Origin of the sequence: Sagittula sp. SSi028 (genome assembly GCF_048553715.1) — a bacterium.
Lineage (GTDB): Bacteria > Pseudomonadota > Alphaproteobacteria > Rhodobacterales > Rhodobacteraceae > Sagittula.
This window is the reverse complement of sequence record NZ_JBLZNC010000009.1, coordinates 22,114-42,052: the sequence shown is the minus strand read 5'-3', so window position 1 is coordinate 42,052 and position 19,939 is coordinate 22,114. Positions and strand designations below refer to the sequence as shown.

At 61.6% G+C, this 19,939-nt stretch carries 18 protein-coding genes and 1 riboswitch; of the genes, 5 read left to right on the top strand and 13 right to left on the bottom strand.

Annotation, left to right across the window (positions count from 1 at the left end; genetic code table 11):
• Positions 1-46 precede the first annotated feature (46 nt).
• The 5 genes from ACN5AZ_RS15980 (at position 47) to ACN5AZ_RS15960 (ending at position 5,861) form a co-directional block, all read left to right on the top strand.
• Complete coding sequence (locus ACN5AZ_RS15980) at positions 47-2,356, top strand: DUF4962 domain-containing protein (RefSeq protein WP_419429904.1); 2,310 nt, start codon at positions 47-49, stop codon at positions 2,354-2,356.
• A 48-nt stretch (positions 2,357-2,404) separates the two neighbouring features.
• Entirely contained in the window at positions 2,405-3,148 is a 744-nt protein-coding gene (locus tag ACN5AZ_RS15975) for an SDR family NAD(P)-dependent oxidoreductase (protein ID WP_419429903.1), read from the top strand.
• Between the two features lie 60 nt (positions 3,149-3,208).
• Complete coding sequence (locus ACN5AZ_RS15970) at positions 3,209-4,093, top strand: sugar kinase (RefSeq protein WP_419429902.1); 885 nt, start codon at positions 3,209-3,211, stop codon at positions 4,091-4,093.
• Between the two features lie 101 nt (positions 4,094-4,194).
• Complete coding sequence (locus ACN5AZ_RS15965; RefSeq protein WP_419429901.1) at positions 4,195-5,175, top strand: asparaginase; 981 nt, start codon at positions 4,195-4,197, stop codon at positions 5,173-5,175.
• 77 nt (positions 5,176-5,252) lie between these two features.
• Positions 5,253-5,861: a glutathione S-transferase family protein gene (locus ACN5AZ_RS15960; RefSeq protein WP_419429900.1), complete on the top strand. Its 609-nt coding sequence runs from the start codon at positions 5,253-5,255 to the stop codon at positions 5,859-5,861.
• Here the strand turns inward: ACN5AZ_RS15960 and ACN5AZ_RS15955 are convergent, their stop codons facing one another.
• From ACN5AZ_RS15955 to ACN5AZ_RS15895, 13 genes are all read right to left on the bottom strand, one after another.
• The gene (locus ACN5AZ_RS15955; RefSeq protein WP_419429899.1) at positions 5,862-6,824 is read right to left on the bottom strand and encodes a class 1 fructose-bisphosphatase; all 963 of its coding nucleotides are present in this window, start codon (positions 6,822-6,824) and stop codon (positions 5,862-5,864) included.
• 95 nt (positions 6,825-6,919) lie between these two features.
• Positions 6,920-7,396, bottom strand: coding sequence for a 6,7-dimethyl-8-ribityllumazine synthase (locus tag ACN5AZ_RS15950; RefSeq protein WP_419429898.1), 477 nt, complete (start codon positions 7,394-7,396; stop codon positions 6,920-6,922).
• Positions 7,397-7,466: 70 nt separating this feature from the next.
• Positions 7,467-7,636: riboswitch (FMN riboswitch) on the bottom strand.
• A 44-nt stretch (positions 7,637-7,680) separates the two neighbouring features.
• Positions 7,681-8,664, bottom strand: a complete 984-nt coding sequence (locus ACN5AZ_RS15945) for an ABC transporter ATP-binding protein (RefSeq protein WP_419429897.1) — start codon at positions 8,662-8,664, stop codon at positions 7,681-7,683.
• The gene (locus ACN5AZ_RS15940; RefSeq protein ID WP_419429896.1) at positions 8,661-9,623 is read right to left on the bottom strand and encodes an ABC transporter ATP-binding protein; all 963 of its coding nucleotides are present in this window, start codon (positions 9,621-9,623) and stop codon (positions 8,661-8,663) included. Before ACN5AZ_RS15940 ends, ACN5AZ_RS15945 begins: the two co-directional genes overlap by 4 nt.
• A complete protein-coding gene (locus ACN5AZ_RS15935; RefSeq protein ID WP_419429895.1) occupies positions 9,624-10,598 on the bottom strand; it encodes an ABC transporter permease in 975 nt (324 codons plus the stop codon).
• Complete coding sequence (locus ACN5AZ_RS15930; protein WP_419429894.1) at positions 10,595-11,527, bottom strand: ABC transporter permease subunit; 933 nt, start codon at positions 11,525-11,527, stop codon at positions 10,595-10,597. The genes ACN5AZ_RS15935 and ACN5AZ_RS15930 overlap by 4 nt, the downstream gene beginning before the upstream one ends.
• Positions 11,528-11,581: 54 nt before the next feature.
• Positions 11,582-13,201 (bottom strand): peptide ABC transporter substrate-binding protein, encoded by a 1,620-nt coding sequence (locus tag ACN5AZ_RS15925; RefSeq protein WP_419429893.1) that lies wholly within the window; start codon positions 13,199-13,201, stop codon positions 11,582-11,584.
• Between the two features lie 2 nt (positions 13,202-13,203).
• Positions 13,204-14,169, bottom strand: a complete 966-nt coding sequence (locus ACN5AZ_RS15920) for a LysR family transcriptional regulator (protein WP_419429892.1) — start codon at positions 14,167-14,169, stop codon at positions 13,204-13,206.
• A 1-nt stretch (position 14,170) separates the two neighbouring features.
• On the bottom strand, positions 14,171-15,229 hold the full coding sequence (locus tag ACN5AZ_RS15915; protein WP_419429891.1) for an ABC transporter ATP-binding protein: 1,059 nt from the start codon (positions 15,227-15,229) through the stop codon (positions 14,171-14,173).
• The gene (locus ACN5AZ_RS15910) at positions 15,226-16,218 is read right to left on the bottom strand and encodes an ABC transporter ATP-binding protein (protein WP_419429890.1); all 993 of its coding nucleotides are present in this window, start codon (positions 16,216-16,218) and stop codon (positions 15,226-15,228) included. Before ACN5AZ_RS15910 ends, ACN5AZ_RS15915 begins: the two co-directional genes overlap by 4 nt.
• Positions 16,219-16,222: 4 nt before the next feature.
• Entirely contained in the window at positions 16,223-17,185 is a 963-nt protein-coding gene (locus tag ACN5AZ_RS15905; RefSeq protein ID WP_419429889.1) for an ABC transporter permease, read from the bottom strand.
• Positions 17,182-18,162: an ABC transporter permease gene (locus tag ACN5AZ_RS15900; protein ID WP_419429888.1), complete on the bottom strand. Its 981-nt coding sequence runs from the start codon at positions 18,160-18,162 to the stop codon at positions 17,182-17,184. The genes ACN5AZ_RS15905 and ACN5AZ_RS15900 overlap by 4 nt, the downstream gene beginning before the upstream one ends.
• A gap of 103 nt (positions 18,163-18,265) precedes the next feature.
• On the bottom strand, positions 18,266-19,828 hold the full coding sequence (locus ACN5AZ_RS15895; RefSeq protein ID WP_419429887.1) for an ABC transporter substrate-binding protein: 1,563 nt from the start codon (positions 19,826-19,828) through the stop codon (positions 18,266-18,268).
• Positions 19,829-19,939: the final 111 nt, after the last annotated feature.

Sequence of the window (19,939 nt, the reverse complement as noted above, 5' to 3'; positions counted from 1 at the left end):
GATCTTTCGCCCCGCCGAATTGCGATATTCAACCGAAAGATGCCCCATGCACGGCACAGCCACTCCCACGCTTGACGAACCGCGCGCCGGTCGTCTGATGATCCAATACGCGCCGACCGACGGGACAGATATTACCGAGAACCCGCCGCGCTTTACATGGTTGCCCGTGGTCGAAGACGAGGCGCTTTATACTTTGCGCATTTCCCCGCTGGACGGTGGCAAGCCGCGTCAGTTCGGCCCGCTGCGCTGGAACATGTTTACCCCGAACGAAGCGCTGCCCGCCGGCGATTATGAATGGTCCTACGCGGTCTGTGATGACAGCGGAAAGGCACTGACCGCATGGTCCGAGGCGCGCCGTTTCACCATCACCGATGCGCTGCCCGAAACCCCGCTGCCGCTGGCAGCTGACCGCTACACCAACAGCGCCACCAGCCACCCGCGTCTGTGGCTGACCGCTGACCGTCTGGCCGACTTCCGCAAGGCCGTCGCCGCAGACCCGACCCATTGCGGCTGGGATGTGTTCTACGAAAAATCCGTCCTGCCGTGGATGGACCGCGACCTGATGACAGAGCCTGCGGGCTATCCCAACCATCAGCGTGTCGCCCCTGTCTGGCGTCAGACATACATCGACCTGCAAGAGGTCTGGTATTGCATCCGCCACCTTGCCATCGGCGGTGCGGTCACAGGCAATGCCGAGATGACAGCAAAGGCAAAGGCGCAGCTTCTCGAAGTGGCCAGCTGGGACCCGATGGGTGTGACCAGCCGCGCCTACACCGACGAATGGGCCTACCGCGTGAACAACGCTTTGGCCTGGGGCTATGACTGGCTGTATGGCGAGTTGTCCGACGAGGAACGCAGCACCGTCCGTGCCGCCTTGCTCGAGCGGACCCGCGACATCGCAGATCACGCCATGCTGAACGCCAAGATCCACCTGTTCCCCTACGACAGCCATGCGGTGCGCTCTGTTTCGCTGACGCTGGTCCCGGCCTGTATCGCTCTGCTCGGCGATGACGAAGGCGACGAGGCGCGCGGCTGGCTGGATTACTGCATCGACTTTCTCGCCACGGTCTATTCGCCCTGGGGCGACAGCGACGGTGGTTGGGCCGAGGGTACGAACTACTGGATGATGGGCATCGCCTATCTGATCGACGCGGCCAACCGTCTGAAGTCCTTCACAGGCATTGACCTGTACAAGCGTCCCTTCCTGCAAAACACCGGCGATTTCCCGTTGTTCTGCAAGGCGCCCAACACACGCCGCGCCACTTTTGGCGACGACAGCACCCAAGGCGATCTGCCCGCGATCAAAACCGGCCTGAACATGCGCCAGTTCGCAGGCGTCACCGGCAATGGTGAATACCAGTGGTACTGCGAGGAAAACCTGCGCCTGAACCCCGGCACCGAAGGGGCGTTCTACAACTGGGGCTGGTGGGATACCAACTTTGACGAGATGGCCTTCCGCACCGATTTCCCCGAGATCGAGGCAACCCCGCCCAAAGGGGGGCTGCGCCACTTCAAAGGCATCGGTTGGGTCGGCGTCCAGCACGAGATGGCCAACCCCGACGAACACATCCAGTTTGTGTTCAAATCCTCGGGCTTCGGGTCGATCAGCCACAGCCACGGTGACCAGAACGCCTTCTGCTTGGCCGCCTATGGCGAGGATCTGGCGATCCAGTCGGGCTACTACGTGGCCTTCAACTCGACCATGCACCGCCAGTGGCGCCGCCAGACACGGTCCAAGAACGCCATTTTGATCAATGGTAAGGGCCAGTACGCGGAGAAGGACAAGAACCGCGCGATGGGGGCCACGGGCAAAATTCTGGCCGCAGAACAGCGCGAGGACCACATCTATATCGCGGGGGATGCAACGGCCGCCTACCAAAGCCTGTCGCCCGAGGTCACGCTGGCCGAGCGCGAAATCTACTTTGTGCGCAACAGCTATTTCGTGATCGTCGATAAGGTCGACGCCTCCGAGCCGGTCACACTGGAATGGCTGTTGCACGCCAACAACCGCTATGAGCTGGGCAAATCCTCGTTCCGCAACACGGGCGAGCGAGCCGGCTTTTACGGGCAGGTTGTCTGGTCGGAATCGGGCAAACCCGAGATTACCCAGACCACGGATTTCCCCGATGTGGACCCCGCCGATTACGAGGGTCTTCACGTGTCCACCTATCTGACGGCGAAATACCCGGCTGCCACCCGGCATCGCATTGCGACGCTGCTGGTGCCCTACCGTCTGGACGCGCCAAAGCGGATTTTCAACTTCATGGACGATCAGGGCTATGACGCTGATCTCTATTTCACCGATCAGGAAGAGCACACCTTCAAGGTGGTCATGAAAAAGCTCGCCAATACCTGAACATCAATCGCCGGGAGGAGACCGGCAACTATACCGGAAGGATAAAATATGCGTTTCAAGGGACAAACAGCCATCGTCACGGGCGGTGGACGTGACATCGGCGCCGCTTGTGCGATCAAACTGGCGTCTGAGGGGGCCAATGTCGCAATCAACTACTACGCCTCGGCGGAAGGTGCCGAAAAGGTCGTGGCCCACATCAAGGAACAGGGCGGCAACGCCATCGCCGTTCAGGGCGACCTGATGGATCAGGAACAGGTCACCAAGCTGGTGCAAACCACCGTGGACACCTTTGGCGGTCTGAATGTTCTGGTGAACAACTCGGGCGGTCTGGTTGCGCGCAAAAGCTTCCGCGAGATGGATCTGGCCCATTGGACAAAGGTCATGGACCTGAACCTCACCAGCATCTTCATGATGGTCAAAGCCTCGCTTGAGCACATGGAAAAAGGCACGATCGTGAACCTTGCCAGCCAGGCAGGCCGCGACGGTGGTGGCCCCGGTTCGGGTGCCTATGCCACGTCCAAAGGCGCGGTCATGACCATGACCCGCAGCCTTGCCAAGGAACTGGGCCCTGACATTCGTGTCAACGCGCTGTGCCCGGGCATGGTGGACACCGATTTCCACAACATCTTTACGCCCGATCAGGCGCGCCGCGGCTACGAGGCCAACGCACCGGTGCGCCGCCAAGGTACGCCCGAGGACATCGCCAACGCGGTTGCCTTCCTCGCGTCCGAAGACAGCGCCTTCATGACCGGCGTGAACGTGGATATCAACGGCGGCATGCTGTTCAGCTGATATTGCGTCCGGTCCGCTGGCAACGGCGGGCCGGACAACCTTGTTTTAAAAGGGAAAGACATGCGGTTTCTATCCATCGGGGAATGCATGGTAGAACTGGCTCCGCTGGCAGGCCAGACCTTTGGTCAGGGCTTTGCCGGGGACACGTTCAATACGGTCTGGTATCTCGCTGGTTTGCGGCCTGACGTGGGCTGTAGCTACTTGACCTGTGTCGGGACAGATGCCCTGTCGGACCGGTTTATGACGGAACTGGCGGCGCGCGGGATTGACCAACGCGCGGTGCACCGTCGTGCGGATCGCACGATGGGCCTGTACATGATTTCCCTGCAGGATGGAGAGCGCAGTTTCTCTTACTGGCGCGAGAATTCGGCGGCGCGCATGCTGGCGGAAAACGCAGGCAGGCTGCGGTCAGCGATGGCCCCTGCCGATATGGTTTACTTCAGCGGGATCACGCTGGCCATTCTGGGGCCGCGCAGCCGGTTGCGGCTGCTGGACGCGCTGTCAGAGGCGCGCGGACGCGGGGTGCGGGTGGCGTTTGACCCCAACCTGCGACCGGGCCTGTGGGAGAACCCGGAGGCGATGCGCCATTGGGTGATGCTTGGGGCCGAGGCGTCGGACATTGTGCTGCCGTCGTTCCAGGACGAGCAGGTGCATTTCGGCGACACCGATCCACAGGCCACTCTGGCCCGCTATGGATCGGTACAAGGCGTTGTGGTCAAAAACGGCGGTGGGGCGATCCACTACCGTTGGGATGAGCAGACCGGTTGTGTGACACCGCCACAGGTCAATATCATCGACACGACAGCGGCGGGCGACAGCTTTAACGCCGGTCTGTTTGCTTGTCTGGACAAGCATATGTCGATGGAGGATCGCCTGTTGCAGGCCAGCGCAGTGGCAGGGCAAGTGATCCAGTCGCGCGGCGCGCTGGTCGACCTCGCCGCCTGAAGGCGCGCGCGTTTCGGGCTTTTGCGCTGCGGGCAAAGCGGCTAGGACCGGATCAAGGGCGGTGGCTGCCGCCTGATCCCGCCAACCGGAGACGCCCGCAGATGAAAACCGTTGTTCTGATCTCGACCGGGGGCACGATCGCCTCTGTTTCCGACCACGATGGTGGTCCGGTCAATGCCGCGCTTGCGGGCGACTGGCTGCTGGATGCCCTGCACGAACGCCCCGAGGGCATCGACTGCCGCGTTGTAGATTTCCCGGCAAAGGGCAGCTACGCGCTGGATCTTGCAACGATCCACGCCCTTTGCGCCAAGATCACGGAAACGCTGGTCGATGACACGGTCGCAGGGGTGGTCGTCACCCATGGCACCGACACGATGGAAGAAAGCGCCTTTCTGGCCGATCTTCTGGTGCATTCGGACAAACCTGTCGTCTTTACCGGCGCGCAGCGTCACGCAGGCGAGCCCGACACCGACGGGCCGCGCAATCTGGGTGATGCCATCATCTATGCCGCCTCGGACGAGGCGCGGGGCCTTGGCAGTGTGATCCTGTTCGAGGGCGAGATCCACGCCGCCCGCGATGTATCCAAGGTGCACACATCGCGTGTCGACACCTTCCGCTCGGCGGGTTTTGGCAAGCTCGGTGATGTGGATGCGGGACGGGTCTATATAGGGCGTAGACCGGCGGCGCGGGTGCAGTTGCAGGCCCCGATGCTGGACGAAAACGTCGAGATCATCGCCCCCGGTTTGGGATCCACACCACGCCTGCTGCAGGCCTGCGCGACGACCGGCGTCAGCGGCGTGGTCATCGCCGGTTTTGGCCGGGGCAATGCCCCTGTGGGCTTTGCGGCCTGCGCGCAAAGCCTGATCGCCAATGGCGTGCCGGTTATCGTCACCAGCCGCTGTCACGAAGGCCGGACCATGGCCATCTACGGCAAGGATTCCGGTGCCACCACACTGATCGAGGTGGGCTGTTTGCTGGGGGGCACCCTAAGCCCCTACAAAGCGCGGCTTTTGCTGTCGGTGCTGTTGGGGGCAAAAGCCTCTGCCACGCAGATCGCAGACACTGTCGCGGCCTTTTCCTGACGCCTGTTTATCATCGTTGCGGCTTGACCTGACCGACGCCCTGCGCCCCTATGTAGGCCACAACACAGGGGGCGCCTATGGCTTTGCATCTTTACGGACATCCTGACTCAGGCCACGCCTGCAAGGTCGCGCTGGCCCTGCGCCTTGCCGGACTGGATCATCAGGTCACACTGATCGATATCTGGGCGGCACGGGACACGCGACCGGATGCGTTTCGCGCCATCAGCCCCTTGGGCGAGGTGCCGGTGCTGACGCTGGACGAGGATGTGATTTTCCAATCCGGCGCCATCTTGCTGGAGCTTGGAGAGCGGTTTTCCACACTGGGTATGGAGACCCCCGCTGGCCGTCGCCGCGCCCGCGAACTGGTGATGTGGGAGGGCAATCGCATCGGCTTGTGCCTGCCGCAACTGATCGAGGCACACCGTCCGGGCAGTGCCGGTCTGCCGCCCGAGGTGATCGGCTGGCTCGAGGCGCGCTATACCATAGATTGCGTAAACTTTTCGCGGCTGCTGGGGGATGGTCCGTTCTTTCACGGGGCAAAGCCCGGTGTCGGCGACTGCGCCATTTGGGGCTACGTGCAATGGCTGGACAAGGCACAGGTTGCGCCCACACAGGACATGGCGCGCTGGATTAACGCAATGCGCGACCTTGATGCGATGACCAGCCCAGAGGCGCTTTTCGTCTGACTACTCCGTCAGGTAGCGCGCGATGGTGTCGACCTCGTCGCGCGCGCCGAACACCAGTCCGGTGTTTTGATGTGGATGGTCCGGCACAAGATCCAGAATGCGCCGCGTGCCATCGGTGGCAGCACCGCCTGCGGCCTCCATCAGAACGGCGATGGGCACCGCCTCATAGGCCAGTCGCAAGCGCCCGTTTTCGTAACCGGGCCGTTTGTCGACAGGGTACAGAAACGCGCCGCCTTTCAGGATGATACGGTGCAGCTCGCCCACGGCGGCGGCCAGCCAGCGCATGTTGAAATCGCGGCCCCTTGGCCCATCTGCCCCCGCGCGCAGATCCTGCGCCCAGCGTTGCAGGCCGGGGGACCAATGGCGTTCATTGGAGGCATTATAGGCGATGGTCGAGGCCTTGGCGGGCAGCATGACATCGCGCGCGGCCTGTCGGAAATCCTGCCCGTCAAAGGCGAAGATCTGGATGCCGTGTCCAAGCGTAAAGCCGAAATCCAGCGAATGCCCGAAGGAGGCATAGCCAGCCGCCACAGCTTCTGATCCGGGGCGCGCGAAATCGGCGGGTCCGGTAGGGTAGAGGACAAACAACATGCCCAAAGGCGCGCCGATGCCGATGGACCCCGATCCATCGATGGGGTCGATGGCGATGTCCCATTGCCCCTCCGCGTCCAGCGTTTCGACGGCCTCGGCCTCTTCCGACAGCATGTGCCGGATCGAACAGCCGCGCAGTTCGGCCAGAATGTGGTCATGTGCCCCGACATCCAGCGCCTTTTGCGCGTCGCCGCTGTCATTGGTGCCGACAAGCGCTGCGGGATCTCCGGGCAGCTTGCCTGCGGCCAGACGGGCGGCGATTGCGGGCAAGGCTTGCGCGAGCCGCGCGATGATATGCCCGACCTCATCTGGGGTCAGACACTCTGACAGCAAAGGCGCGGTGATCAGCCTGTCATTGGGCAGGGTCAGCATCGAAGGCTCCGTTCAGGTTTTGCGCGATACGACACGCCCGCGCCCCTGAAGGCAAGTGGCAATACCCCCGCCGCGTAGGGGCGGGGGCAGAGAGATCAGCCGTTGACAACCGACAGGTCTGCGTCTGCGGGCAGGACCACGTCGAAAACACCGCGGACGGCGCGCGCGGCCTCGGCGCCCTTGGTCACGAAATGATCGCGGTAGAAATCGGTAAGAAGCTCGGTTTCCTGATAGTTGTGGGGCGTGAGCGAGACGGAAAAGACCGGCACATCGGTCTGCATCTGCGCCTCCATCAGGCCTTTGACCACGGCGTCGGCGACAAAATCGTGCCGGTAGATACCGCCGTCCACGACAAAGGCTGCGGCCACCACCGCGTCGTAGCGGCCGGTGTTCGCCAGCCGTTTGGCCAGCAGCGGCATCTCGAACGCGCCGGGCACGTCGTAGGCGTCCACCTGCGCGCCGGGCAGCGTGGTTTGTGCCTCGGCGACAAAGCCGTCATGGGCGCGGTCAACGATATCGGCGTGCCAGCGTGCGCGGATGAACGCGATGCGTTTGTTGGTGTTGTCAGTCATGTCGGAACCCTCCGTTTGCTACAAAAGGTCCCAAGGCTTTCGGCCGCACGGGGGGCGTTGCCCCTCGTCCGTCGCGTCTCTTCCATCCGGACTGTTACCGTCGGCCCCGGAATTTCACCGGATCTGCTGACCCACAGATGCGGCGCTTTGCATCCCGCTATGGGGATGCGGACGCAGCTTTTGTGGCGCTCGCGGGCTGTCACCGCCGGTGGGGAATTGCACCCCGCCCTGAGAACAGCCCAGTGATTGCAGATCACGCGACCGCTGGCCACCCCTTGTGGTGGTTATGCCGTCACGTCTTCTTCGGCACGGATGCAGGCCACCTGTGCGCCACCGATCTGGCGCAGGGCAGGGCGGTCGGTGCTACAGGCGGCAATGGCCTGCGGGCAGCGTGATTTGAAGAAACACCCGCGCGGCAGATCCAAGGGCGAGGGCAGATCGCCGGTCAGGATCTGCGGCACCACGGTCACATCCGGATCAGGCACCGGCACCGCCGACAGCAGGGCTTGGGTATAGGGGTGCCGCGCCTGCCGCACCACATCACGGGCGCGCCCGAGTTCCATCATCCCGCCAAGGTACATGACCAGCAGATCATCCGAGATGTGGCGCACGATGCCGATGTCATGGGCCACAAAGACCAGCGTCAGGTCCATCTCCTGCTGCAGCTCCCGCAGCAGGTTCACCACCTGCGCTTGAATCGACACGTCCAGCGCGGACACGGGCTCATCACACAGCAACAGACGCGGCTCGGCTGCTAGCGCGCGGGCGATGCCGATGCGCTGACACTGCCCGCCGGAAAATTCATGCGGATAGCGGTTGGCGTTGCGCTGCGGGATGCCGACACGGTCGAGCAGATCGCGCACGTTCTGCTTGCGCGTCTGGGCGGAACGCTCGGGGAAGAACTGGCGGATCGGCTCTTCGAGCGTTTGTTGCACCGTCATACGCGGGTTGAGCGAGGCGACCGGATCCTGAAAAATCATCTGGACCTGACGGCGCAGCGCCATCACCGCGCGGCGGTCGGTGTAATCGACGGCCTCCCCGTCTAGCGTGACCGTCCCCGATGACGGGCGGACCAGACCGGCGATAGCGCGGATGAGGGTGGATTTGCCGCAACCGGATTCCCCCACGATGCCCAGCGTGCGCCCACGGGCCAGATCAAAGCTGACACCATTGACCGCGCGGACCACATCCGGTGTCTGCCATGGCCAAGGGGCGGAATTGGTTATGGTGAATTGCACATGCAGATCGCGGACGGACAGCAGGGTCATGTCAATTCCTCCACGGGGCGGATGCAGGCGCGCTGGCGTGTGGTGCCGCGCAGCTCTGGCAAGGTGTCGAAACAGGCGTCGATGGCGTCAACGCAGCGCGGCGCAAAGGGGCAACCGCTGAGCGCGTGCATTGTGTTGGGCGGCTGGCCGGGGATGGCGTGCAGCTCACCGGCCTCGTCATGGATATTGGGCACCGCGCGCAGCAGACCACGGCTGTAGGGGTGCTGCGGCTGGGCGAACAGATCGCGGGTGGAGGCGCGTTCCATCACCTTGCCGGAATACAAAACCAAGGTGTCTTCACAGGCGCCGGCCACAACGCCCAGATCATGGGTGATCAGCAGGATCGAGGTGTCGAAATCGCGGCGGATGTCTTCGAGCAGGCGCATGATCTGTGCCTGAACCGTCACGTCCAGCGCGGTGGTCGGCTCATCCGCAAGGATCAGCTTGGGATTGCACAGCAGCGCCATGGCGATGACGATCCGCTGGCGCATCCCGCCGGAGAATTCATGCGGGTAGCTGCGCAGCCGGTTTGCCGCATCGGGGATCTGCACCGCGTCAAGCACCTCGATCACCCGTTTGCGGGCGGCGGCCCCGCGCAGACCTTCGTGTAGCTCAAGGCTTTCGTTCAACTGCCGTTCGATGGTCATATAGGGGTTCAGGCTGCTCATCGGGTCCTGAAAGATCATGGCGATCTCTTTGGCGCGGATCTTGTTCAGCTCGCGCGGGGACATCGCCAGCAGGTCGCGCCCCTCGTACAGGATGCGTCCCGAGGTGCGGGCGTTTTTCGCCAGCAGGCCAAGGATCGACAGTGCGATCTGCGATTTGCCAGAGCCGGATTCCCCGACCAGCGCCTGCGTGCGTCCCTTTTCGATTTCAAAGGACACATCGTTGACCGCATGCACCAGACCATCGGGGGTTTCAAAGCGGATCGACAGGTTTTCAACGGACAAAAGGGTCATTCAGCGCTCCTTCGGGTCGAGAGCGTCGCGCAGCCCGTCCCCGATGTAATACAGCGAAATCTGGTTTACGGCAAAGAACAGCGCCGGAAAGGCAAGCTGCCACAGGGTGCCATAGGTCATGGTGGATGCGCCCTCTGATATCAGCGCGCCCCAGGATGTCATCGGCTCCTGAATGCCCACGCCAAGGAAGGACACAAGGCTTTCCATCATGATCGCGTCGGGAATGGTGATCGAGGTGTAGATCACAATGACCCAAAGCATGTTGGGCAGGATGTGGCGGGCGATGATCTTGACATCTGACAAGCCCATCATCCGCGCCGCATCGACAAATTCGCGGTTCTTCAGCGTCATCACCTGACCACGTGTGATCAACAGACCGGCGGTCCAGTTGATCAGGATCATCACAAGGATCATCTGCGTCACCGACCGGCCAAAGAACGCCTGCCAGACCACGAAAAAGATGATGTAGGGAATGGACAGGGTGATGTTATAGGCGGCCATGATGATCTGGTCGGTCCGCCCGCCGTAATAGCCTGCGATCGCGCCAAAGACCGACCCGATCAGCACCGATACAACGCCCGCAACAAAGCCCACCAGCAACGACACGCGTGTGCCTTGGACCACGCGGGCGTAGAGGTCGCGGCCCAGCTCGTCGACGCCGAACCAGTGGCCGTTGTCCAGACGCGGACCGCCTTGGGTTTCCACGTTGCCCAGCAGCGACCAGTCGATTTCCTCGATGGTGAACCGGGCGAACAGCCCGCCGAAGATGGCAAACAGAAAGATCAGGGACAAAAACACGCAGCCGATCATTGCCATGCGGTTTTTGAAAAACCGCCGCCGCGCATCGGCCCAGAAGCTGCGCGAGGTGATCATTTCCTCGGCGGCGGCCATCTCTGCGGCCTCGAACTGGCGGCGGGCACCAAAGGCCGTGCGTGGATGGTTTTCGTGGTTGGGTGTGGTTTCGGGATTGGTCATTTCAGGCCACTCCGGACTTTGGGATCAATGGCCGCATAGGCCAGATCCACCGCAAGGTTCAGCGCAAAGGTCAGCACGGAATACAGGATCGCCAGACCCAGAATGACCGAATAGTCACGGGTATAGGCCGCGTCGATAAAGCTTTGCCCGATGCCTCCGGTGCTAAAGAACACGTCGATAAAGACGGAGCCTGTGATCATGTAGACAAACACTGGCGACATGTAGGAAATCACCGGCAGCAGCGTGGGTTTCAGCGCGTGACGCCACAGGATCACCCGTTCGGGCAGCCCTTTGGCGCGGGCGGTGCGGATATAGGGCGCGCCCAGCACTTCGAGCAGGGAAGACCGCGTGATGCGCGCCACATTGGCCAGATAGGATGTCCCCAGCGCCACCGCAGGCATCACCACATATTGCCACTGCCCGCCGTTCCAGCCGCCGCCGGGCAACAGCCCCAGCGCCAGCGTGAAGGTCAGCACCATCAGGGGCGCGAGCACAAAGTTCGGGAAGATCTGCGAAAAAATCGCAAAGCCCGTCATGATGTAATCCCACAGGCTGTTCTGGCGCAGCGCCGCGATCACGCCCAGTGGAATGCCCAGAAGCAGCACAAACACCGCCGACCAGAACCCGTAGGTCAGCGTGACCGGAAACCCGGCGGCGATAATGTCGTTCACGTCACGGTCGCGCTGCGCAAAACTGGGGCCGAAATCAAAGTTGAAGAAGATGTTTTTCAGGTAGGTCCACAGCTGCACATACAGCGGCTGATCCAGCCCGTAGCGTTCCAGCACATTGGCCATGATGGCGGGCGGCAGGGGGCGTTCGGACGTGAACGGCCCGCCCGGTGCAAGGCGCATCAGGAAAAAGCAGATCACGATCAGGCACAGGATCGTCGGCAACACCGCAAGGGTGCGTCGGAACGTATATTGCAACATCTGGGGAACCTTTAGGCGGGGTGTGGCCCCCTGATGCGGGGGCCACGATCTGGTTTACTCGGCGACTTTGTAAAAGTCCTTGGAGTACATTTTCTGCATCACGTTATCCATCGGCCAGCCCTTGAGGCTTTCATCAAGAAGCAGGTTGACGGAGTAGTGATAGATCGGGATCACCGGCATATCCGCGGCGATGATCTGTTCGACCTCGGTGTACAGCGGCGTCGTGTCCTGGGACGACTTCGCCTCTGCCAGCAGCTCGTCCACCCGTGCGTTAGAATATTTCGCATCGTTGTAGCCTGATGCAGAGGACAGCAGGTCAAGGAAGGTCGACGCCTCGTTGTAGTCGCCACACCATGCCCCACGCGCCATGTCGTAGTTCTGGTTGCCACGGTTTTCGAGGAACACCTTCCATTCCTGATTTTCCAGCGTGGCGGACACGCCCAGCTTTTGCTTCCACATCTGGGTGGCGACGATGGCCACCTGTTTGTGCGATTCCGACGTGTTGTACAGATAGGCAAATTCCAGCGGCTCGCCGCCTTCGCCATAGCCTGCCTCGGCCAGCAGGTCCTTGGCCATCTGGTCGCGCTCCGCCTGTGTCATACCGGCGTAGTCGATCTCGGGCATCTCAAAGCCGTTGGTCGCCGCAGGGGTAAAGTTATAGGCGGGGAACTGGCCGCCTTTGAGCACCGCATCCACGATCACATCGCGATCGATGGCCAGCGCCAACGCCTTGCGGACGCGGACGTCCTTGAACGCTTCGGGACCGGTGTCGGACATGTTGAAGCTGAAGTAGTAGTTGCACAGACGCGGCACGGCAAAGGCCTCGTCGGGCATTTCCTCTTTGAGGTTGGGGTACTGGCCGGCGGGGATGTCGGTCTTGTCCAGCTCGCCCGCCTTGTAGCGGGTCAGCGCCTGATTTTCGTCGCCGATCACCAGCGCCACGACCTTTTCGATGACCGTGTTGTCGTTGTCCCAATACTGGTCGTTGCGCTCGCGCACCAGACGTTCCTTGGGGGTGTGTTCGGTCAGCACATAGGCGCCGTTGCCCACCATGTTGCCGGGGCGGGTCCATTCCTTGCCATGGGCGTCGATGGCCCATTTCGGCGCGGGGAAGGTGGTGGCATGGGCAACCATATCCGCGAAATAGGGCAGGGGCTGGGACAGCTTGACCTCGAGCGTGGTGTCGTCAATCGCGGTGACGCCCAGCGTGTCGGGGGTTGCCGTGCCCGCGATGATGTCGGCGGCACCGGCGATGGACATCAGTTCCATGTACCACGCATAAGGCGAGGCGGTTTCGGGGTTCACCGCGCGCTGCCACGCATAGACAAAATCACCGGCGGTGACGGGCTTGCCGTCGGACCATTTGGCATCATCGCGCAGGGTGAACGTGTAGGTCAGGTTGTCGTCGGACACCTCATGCGACAGGGCGACACCGGGGGTCAGGCTGCCGTCGGGGGCCATGTTGTACAGACCTTCGAACAGGTCGCGCACAACAGTGGAGCTGTCCACGCCTTCAAGCAGTTGCGGATCGAGGCTGTCGTATTCATCCAGCACACGATAGGTATAGGTCTGGTCCTCGGCCAGCGTGGTGCCTTCGGGCACATTGGCGGCAAAGGCCGTCGCAGTCAGCATGGTCGAGCCGATCAGCGCGGCAAGGGCAGTGGCCTTGATCATGGTTAGTCTCCCTGTTTGGTGGAGGTGAAAGGCGCCACGTTGTCGTGGTCGCCGTCGGTGGTCATGTCGCAAAACGCGGCCCACAGCGGGTCGAGCCTTGGCTTCATGTTCTCGCGCCTGCGATACAGGCGGATTTCCAGATCAGCGGTAAACCGGTCGTCGCCCGCAGGCACCAGCGTGCCGCGGTCCAGTTCGGGCGCTGCAAACCGGCGCGGCAGAAAGCCCAAGCCGAACCCTTCGAGGATGAGCGCCTTGACGGAGGAGGACAGCGCGTTCTGACTGACCAACAACGTGTTGGCCGTGCCCGCGTTGCGGTCCAGCAGATCGTCGACAACAGGCCGCAAGACCGAGGCAGACCCATAGGTGATCAGCGGCACGCGGGTTTTGTCGCTGCCGGGCAGGCGGTGCAGCGGTTTGCCATCGGGGCCCGGTTTGGAAAAGGCCATCAGCCGGTCGCGCGCCACCACGCAATAGGTATAGGCACCCTGATCCAACCCGCGCAGAAAGCCCAGCGACGGGTGCCAGTACACCATCACCAGATCCACGCCGCCGGAATGCAGGCTGGCGGGGTATTTCTCGGCTGGCCAGTCAACCGAACCCAGTTCCACCGTCAGATCGCCGCGATCTACATGCGGCTGCACCAGATCACCGTGATAGGTGGAATAAAGCGACTGCGAGGCCGCCAGCCGCAACAGGTTTTCATCCTCGACCTCTGCGGCCTGACAGCGTTCGATGGTCTCTTCGAGGCTGCGCAGCATAAGCTGCGCCTGCGCATGGAAAATTTCGCCCGCTGGCGTCAGCGACAGCGGCAGGGTTTCGCGGTTGATCAGGGTGGCGCCAATCGCGGCCTCCAACGCGCGGATGCGGCGGGAAAAGGCAGGCTGGCTCACATGGCGCTCTTCCGCGGCACGAGAAAAGCTCTGTGTCGCGGTCAAGGCAATGAAATCCCTGAGCCAGTTAAATTCCACCTCAGATGGCCTCCTGCAAGCCCGACTCAACCCCCGGTTCCGTTCGACCTTCTTCTACTGCGTGGCAAGCTACAAGGCTTCCGTCGGGTTGGGTGACGGCTGCAGGCTTTTCTGCGCGGCAGCGGTCGTTGGCCAAGGGGCAGCGTGTCTGGAACGGGCAACCGCTGGGCAGGTTGATGGGCGTCGGGATCTCACCTTGCAGGCGAATATGGTTGGGGCGGTCGTCCTTGAGCTGAGGCACGGCGGACAGCAGCGCCTTGGTGTAGGGGTGTTTGGGGGCGGCAAACAGGGTGCGGGTGTCCGCGACCTCGCAGATGGAGCCAAGATACAAAACCACAACCTTGGTGCCGAAATGTTCGACCACCGACAGATCGTGCGTGATGAAAAGATAGGTGATGCCGTGCTGTTCCTGCATCTCCAGCATCAGGTTCAGAACCTGCGCCTGAATCGACACGTCCAGCGCGGAAATCGGTTCGTCCGCGACGATAAATTCGGGATCAACAGTCAGCGCGCGGGCGATGGCGATCCGCTGGCGTTGTCCTCCGGACAGTTCATGCGAATAGCGCGCCGCCCAGTTGGGATCGACGCCCACCGACTTCATCACATGGGCCACCTTGTCACGGACCTCGCCCGCGCTGGCCTGCGGGTTGTGGTAGCGGGTCGGTTCCTCCAGCGTCTGGCCGATGGTCATGCGCGGGTTCAGCGACGCATAGGGGTTCTGGAACACCATTTGTATTTTCTTGCGGATCGGCAGCAAATCGCGCCCGCGCAGCGTGTCGATGCGCTGGCCGTCATAGGTGATCGATCCGCCCGAGGGCTGCAAAAGATTGGCCACCATGCGCGCGACGGTCGATTTGCCACAACCGGATTCACCGACAACGCAGACCGCCTCGCCCCGACCGATGTCGAAAGAGATATCGTTGACCGCATGCACCGCACGGGTGTCGCGGACGATCTTGCCGCCCTTGAATTTCAGGCTTTCAAGAAACCCGCTGTCCACGTCGAAGCGCTTTTCAAGGTTGCGTATCTGCAGCAGGGGGCCGGTGTCTTTTTCGGTCATTGTGCGGCCTCCGTCGGCAGTTCGGATTGCAGGCGCTGGACCTCGTGGCAGGCGACCTGCACGTCGCCATATTGCGTGGTCCGGGGCATGGTTTCGCGGCAAATATCGGTGGCCAGCGGGCAGCGCGGATGGAACGGGCAGCCCTGCGGCATCGAATTGAGCGAGGGCATTGATCCCGGGATCTGCTTCAGGCGCTGGCCCGGCGGGGTCTGCTGGGGCAGGGCGTTGATCAACCCTTGGGTATAGGGGTGCTGCGGGTCGTTGATGATCGAACGGGTGCGCCCGCTTTCGATAATACGACCTGCATACATGACCAATGTGCGCTCTGTCACCTGACTGACAACGCCCAGATCGTGGGTGATCAGCATCAATCCGACCATGTTGGAGCGGCACAGTTCCAGCAGCAGCTCCATGATGTCGGCCTGAATGGTCACATCCAGCGCCGTGGTGGGTTCATCGGCGATGATCAGCTGCGGGTCCAGCAACAGCGCGATGGCGATGACGATCCGCTGACGCATCCCGCCCGACAGCTCGTGCGGGTATTGGTCCAGCCGCGCCTCGGGGGAGGGGATGTAGACCTCCTTGAGCTTGACGGCAGCGATCTGGCGCGCCTCTTCGTAGGACAGCTTGCGGTGCGCGCGCAGCGTTTCGATCATCTGCTGGCCGATGGTCAGCACCGGGTTCAGGGTGACCATGGGGTCCTGAAAGATCATCGCCATACGGTTGCCGCGCAACCCGCGCTGTTCGCGGGCGGACATCTTCAGGACATCCTGGCCTTCGAACTGGATCTGGCCGCCGGCGATGTAGCCGGGGCGCGACAGCAGGTTCATGCAGGCAAAGCCGGTGATCGATTTGCCCGCACCGGATTCCCCAACAACCGCAACACGTTCGCCGCGCGCAATGTCAAAGGAGATGCCGTTCAGCGCGGTGACGGATTGGCCGCGGTTCTTGAATTTGACCGTGAGGTCACGGACGGAAAGCAGGCTCATGACGTCACCCTTTGTAAAGTTTCGGGTTGAGCACATCACGCACCCAATCGCCCAGCAGGTTGATCACAAGCACCAGCACCACCAGCACCGTACCGGGGATGACCGTGATCCACCACGACCCCGACAGGATATAGTCAAAGCCTGCGGAGATCAGCGAGCCAAGCGAGGGTTGCGAGGGCGGCATGCCCAGCCCTAGAAAGCTCAGCGAGGCCTCGGAAATGATCGCGTTGGCGACCTGCACGGTGGAGATGACAAAAATCGGCGACAGCGAGTTGGGCAGGATGTGGCGGATCATGATGCGGCCGGGGCCAAAGCCCAGAACACGGACGCTGTCCACATATTCCTTCTTTTTCTCTGCAAGGACCGTGGCGCGCACGGTGCGCGCGTATTGCGGCCATTCCGCCACCCCGATCACCGCAATCAGAAACACAACGGCATAGCGGCTGAATACTTCGGAGCCGAACAGCGCCTGCGTCAACGCCAGAAAGATGATCGCCACCATCAGCGTGGAAAACGACAGCTGGATGTCGGCCAGTCGCATCAAAATGCTGTCGGTGCGCCCGCCGACATAGCCAGAAATCAACCCGATGGAGATGCCGAGAAACGCCTGAACCACCACGGCGCACAGGCCGATCATCAGCGACAGGCGCGTGCCGTAGAGGATCGTCGACCACAGATCGCGTCCCTGATCATCGGTGCCCAGCCAGAATTCAGGCAGGCTGCCATCCACCCATGAGGGCGGATATTCCGAATTCATGATGTCGATCTGTGCCGGATCATAGGGATCGAACGGCGCAATCACCGGGGCCAGCAGGCTAAGCACCGTGATGATCACAAAGACCGTCAGGGAGACGATCGCCACCGGATTGCGGCGAAAGTTATAGCCAATCGGGCTGTTCCAAAGCGCGCGCAGCCGCGACGGCCGCCGCGCCAGCAAAACGGGGTTTTCTGCGGATTGGTCGGTCATGCGCCCATCCTCGCGAGTTTGACGGTGGGATTGACCAGCCCGTAGATCAGATCAACGATTGTGTTGGTGATGACAAAGATAAAGCCGACCACGATAAGGTAGGCCACGATCAGGGGTGTGTCGACGCGGTTCACCGCCTCAAGGAACATGGACCCCATGCCCGGCCAGCTGAACACGGTTTCGGTCAGGATCGTATAGGCGACCATGGTGCCGATCTGCACACCGCCCACGGTGATGACCGGCAGCAGCGTGTTTTTCAACGCGTGGACGAAATAGATCCGCCAGGGGGCAATGCCCTTGGCCTTGGCAAAGCGGACATATTCCGATTGCAGCACTTCAAGCATCTCCGCCCGGATCAGACGAATGAACATCGGCAACATGATAGACGACAGCGCGACCGATGGCATGATGATATGCGCCCAGCCATCGACGGTCAGAAAGTTTGTCTCCCAGTAGCCAAAGACATGCACTGTCTCGCCACGGCCAAAGGACGGTGCCCAGCCCAATTCGACCGAGAACAGATAGATCATGGCAATTGCGGTCAGAAAGACAGGGATCGAAATACCGATGATCGACACGGCCATGATGGCGCGGCTGAGCCAGCTGTCAGGGCGGATCGCGGTATAGACACCTAATGGGACGGACAGGCCGATGATGATGATCGTCGCGCCAAAGACCAGCTCCAGCGTGGCGGGCAGCTTTTTCAGGATGACGTCCAGCGCCGGTTCCTTGAAAAAATAGGACGTGCCCAGATCGCCCTGCAAGGCATTGCCCAGAAAGCGCCAGTATTGCACCAGAAACGGGTCGTTCAGACCCAGCTCATCACGCAGCTCTTGGCGGACGTCTTCGGACACGGATTGACCGACGAGCTCCCGCAGGGGGTCTCCGAGATTGCCCTGAATGGCAAAACCGATCAGCGAGATCACCAGCATGACCGCGATGGCTTGGAACACCCGTTTGACGAGGTAGGCGAACATCTTTGGCCGTCCTTTTGTTATCGTTGCCCAATGGCGGGCCGCGCCACTATAGCACGGCCCGCCCAAGGATCAGGGGCGCGGCCATGCGCCCCTGAAGGGGTTCTTAGTCCTGCGACACCACAAGGTCGCCAAAGTAGGGGAAGTTCAGCGCGTTGACGATTTCGTCCGCGTTCATGCCTTCTTTGGCGCCCCATGCCAGATCCTGCCAGTGCAGCGGGATAAAGGCGGCTTCGTCATACAGAATCTGTTCCAGATCCTGCAGCAGGGCCGCGCGTTTGTCGGGGTCGACTTCGGCGTTGGCCGCAACCATCAGCGCATCGGCTTCTTCGTTGCAGTAGTTGCCCGAGTTGTACTGGCCGTTGCCGGTTTCAGGATCGGGGCAGGCGGTCAGGAACTGGTGGAAGTTGGCCGAATCCTCGGTATCCGCGTGCCAGCCGATCATCATCATGTCCGCCGCGCGGGCATCGAATTCGGGCCAGTACTGCGCCTTGGGCAGGGTCTGCAGATCCACGGTGATGCCGATCTGGGACAGCATCGAGGCCACGGCCTGTGCGATCTTGTCGTCGTTCACATAGCGGTTGTTGGGCGCCATCATCGAGATCGAGAAGCCTTCGGCATAGCCTGCCTCGGCCATCAGCTCTTTGGCTTTTTCCACGTCGTAGCGCGGGGCCAGACCGTCGATGTAGCCTGCGTAACCTTCGGGAGATGCCTGCGCACCCACGGTGCCAAAGCCGCGCATGATGCGATCAACGATACCGGAGTTGTTCACCGCCATGTCGATGGCCTGACGGACTTTGGGATCCTTGAAGGCCTCTACACGGTCTTGGTTCATCTGGAACGTGATGATGCGGGTGCCGGGCATCGTGATCAGCTGCACGCCGTCGGCATCTTCGAGGCGCTTGAGATCGGTCGGCGGAACGGGCGCGATGAAATCAACGTCACCGGACAAAAGGGCCGCCACACGGGTGGGGTCTTCCTTGATCGGGGTCAGGACGATTTCGTCCACGTTGCCTTCGGAGTCGGTGTCCCAGTAGCCGTCAAAACGGTCGAACACGACCTTCACGCCCTGCTCACGCTCGGTCACGGTAAAGGGGCCGGTGCCGGAGATGTTGCGCGAGGCAAAGCTGTCGCCGTGCTTGACCACTTCGGCCTTGTCGGCACCGTCCTCGGTTGTGCCGCTGTAGAATTCGGAATCCATCGCGAACAGGTAGGTCGCGGTGTGCAGCACCAGCGGATAGGCTTCGGAGGTCTTCAGATCGACGGTGTAGTCGTCGACCACTTCGATATCGGTGAAGGGAGCAAAGATGCCTTTGAAGTCGGGCGATTGCTTGATGCGGTCAAAGGTCCAGTCGATGTCCTTTGCGGTCATCTCGTTGCCGGAGTGGAATTTCACACCTTGGCGCAGCGTAAAGCGCATGGTGGTCTCGTCGATCTGCTCCCAGCTTGTCGCAAGACGGCCTTCGAACTGCAGGTCTTGGGTCCAGCGCACCAGCGGGTCGAACACCATATGGTTGAGCTGCAGCGTGCCGCCGGACAGCTGCTCATAGGGGTCCATGGACACAGGATCCGCGTCATAGGCGACGTTCAGGCTGATTTCGGCAAAAGCTGTGCTGGAAAAGGCGGTCGCAAGCGCGGTCGCTGCGACGCAAGATTTAAGGAAATTCATTATAGGCTCCCTGTTTTGACTGACGGCAAACCTATGGAAATGGGTTAATTATGTGCAAATGCCGATCTTGCATGAGCACATGCGTTCCACACATGGGCAATGCTGCGGAGC

Bases quoted from the DNA above. Each gene is read 5' to 3' on its own strand.
- ACN5AZ_RS15930 (WP_419429894.1), bottom strand. From the start codon at position 11,527: ATGTTGCAATATACGTTCCGACGCACCCTTGCGGTGTTGCCGACGATC.
- ACN5AZ_RS15900 (WP_419429888.1), bottom strand. From the start codon at position 18,162: ATGTTCGCCTACCTCGTCAAACGGGTGTTCCAAGCCATCGCGGTCATG.
- ACN5AZ_RS15970 (WP_419429902.1), top strand. From the start codon at position 3,209: ATGCGGTTTCTATCCATCGGGGAATGCATGGTAGAACTGGCTCCGCTG.
- ACN5AZ_RS15955 (WP_419429899.1), bottom strand. From the start codon at position 6,824: ATGCTGACCCTGCCCAATGACAGGCTGATCACCGCGCCTTTGCTGTCA.
- ACN5AZ_RS15945 (WP_419429897.1), bottom strand. From the start codon at position 8,664: ATGACCCTGCTGTCCGTCCGCGATCTGCATGTGCAATTCACCATAACC.
- ACN5AZ_RS15950 (WP_419429898.1), bottom strand. From the start codon at position 7,396: ATGACTGACAACACCAACAAACGCATCGCGTTCATCCGCGCACGCTGG.
- ACN5AZ_RS15925 (WP_419429893.1), bottom strand. From the start codon at position 13,201: ATGATCAAGGCCACTGCCCTTGCCGCGCTGATCGGCTCGACCATGCTG.
- ACN5AZ_RS15910 (WP_419429890.1), bottom strand. From the start codon at position 16,218: ATGAGCCTGCTTTCCGTCCGTGACCTCACGGTCAAATTCAAGAACCGC.
- ACN5AZ_RS15965 (WP_419429901.1), top strand. From the start codon at position 4,195: ATGAAAACCGTTGTTCTGATCTCGACCGGGGGCACGATCGCCTCTGTT.
- ACN5AZ_RS15915 (WP_419429891.1), bottom strand. From the start codon at position 15,229: ATGACCGAAAAAGACACCGGCCCCCTGCTGCAGATACGCAACCTTGAA.
- ACN5AZ_RS15905 (WP_419429889.1), bottom strand. From the start codon at position 17,185: ATGACCGACCAATCCGCAGAAAACCCCGTTTTGCTGGCGCGGCGGCCG.
- ACN5AZ_RS15895 (WP_419429887.1), bottom strand. From the start codon at position 19,828: ATGAATTTCCTTAAATCTTGCGTCGCAGCGACCGCGCTTGCGACCGCC.
- ACN5AZ_RS15935 (WP_419429895.1), bottom strand. From the start codon at position 10,598: ATGACCAATCCCGAAACCACACCCAACCACGAAAACCATCCACGCACG.
- ACN5AZ_RS15975 (WP_419429903.1), top strand. From the start codon at position 2,405: ATGCGTTTCAAGGGACAAACAGCCATCGTCACGGGCGGTGGACGTGAC.
- ACN5AZ_RS15940 (WP_419429896.1), bottom strand. From the start codon at position 9,623: ATGACCCTTTTGTCCGTTGAAAACCTGTCGATCCGCTTTGAAACCCCC.
- ACN5AZ_RS15980 (WP_419429904.1), top strand. From the start codon at position 47: ATGCACGGCACAGCCACTCCCACGCTTGACGAACCGCGCGCCGGTCGT.
- ACN5AZ_RS15960 (WP_419429900.1), top strand. From the start codon at position 5,253: ATGGCTTTGCATCTTTACGGACATCCTGACTCAGGCCACGCCTGCAAG.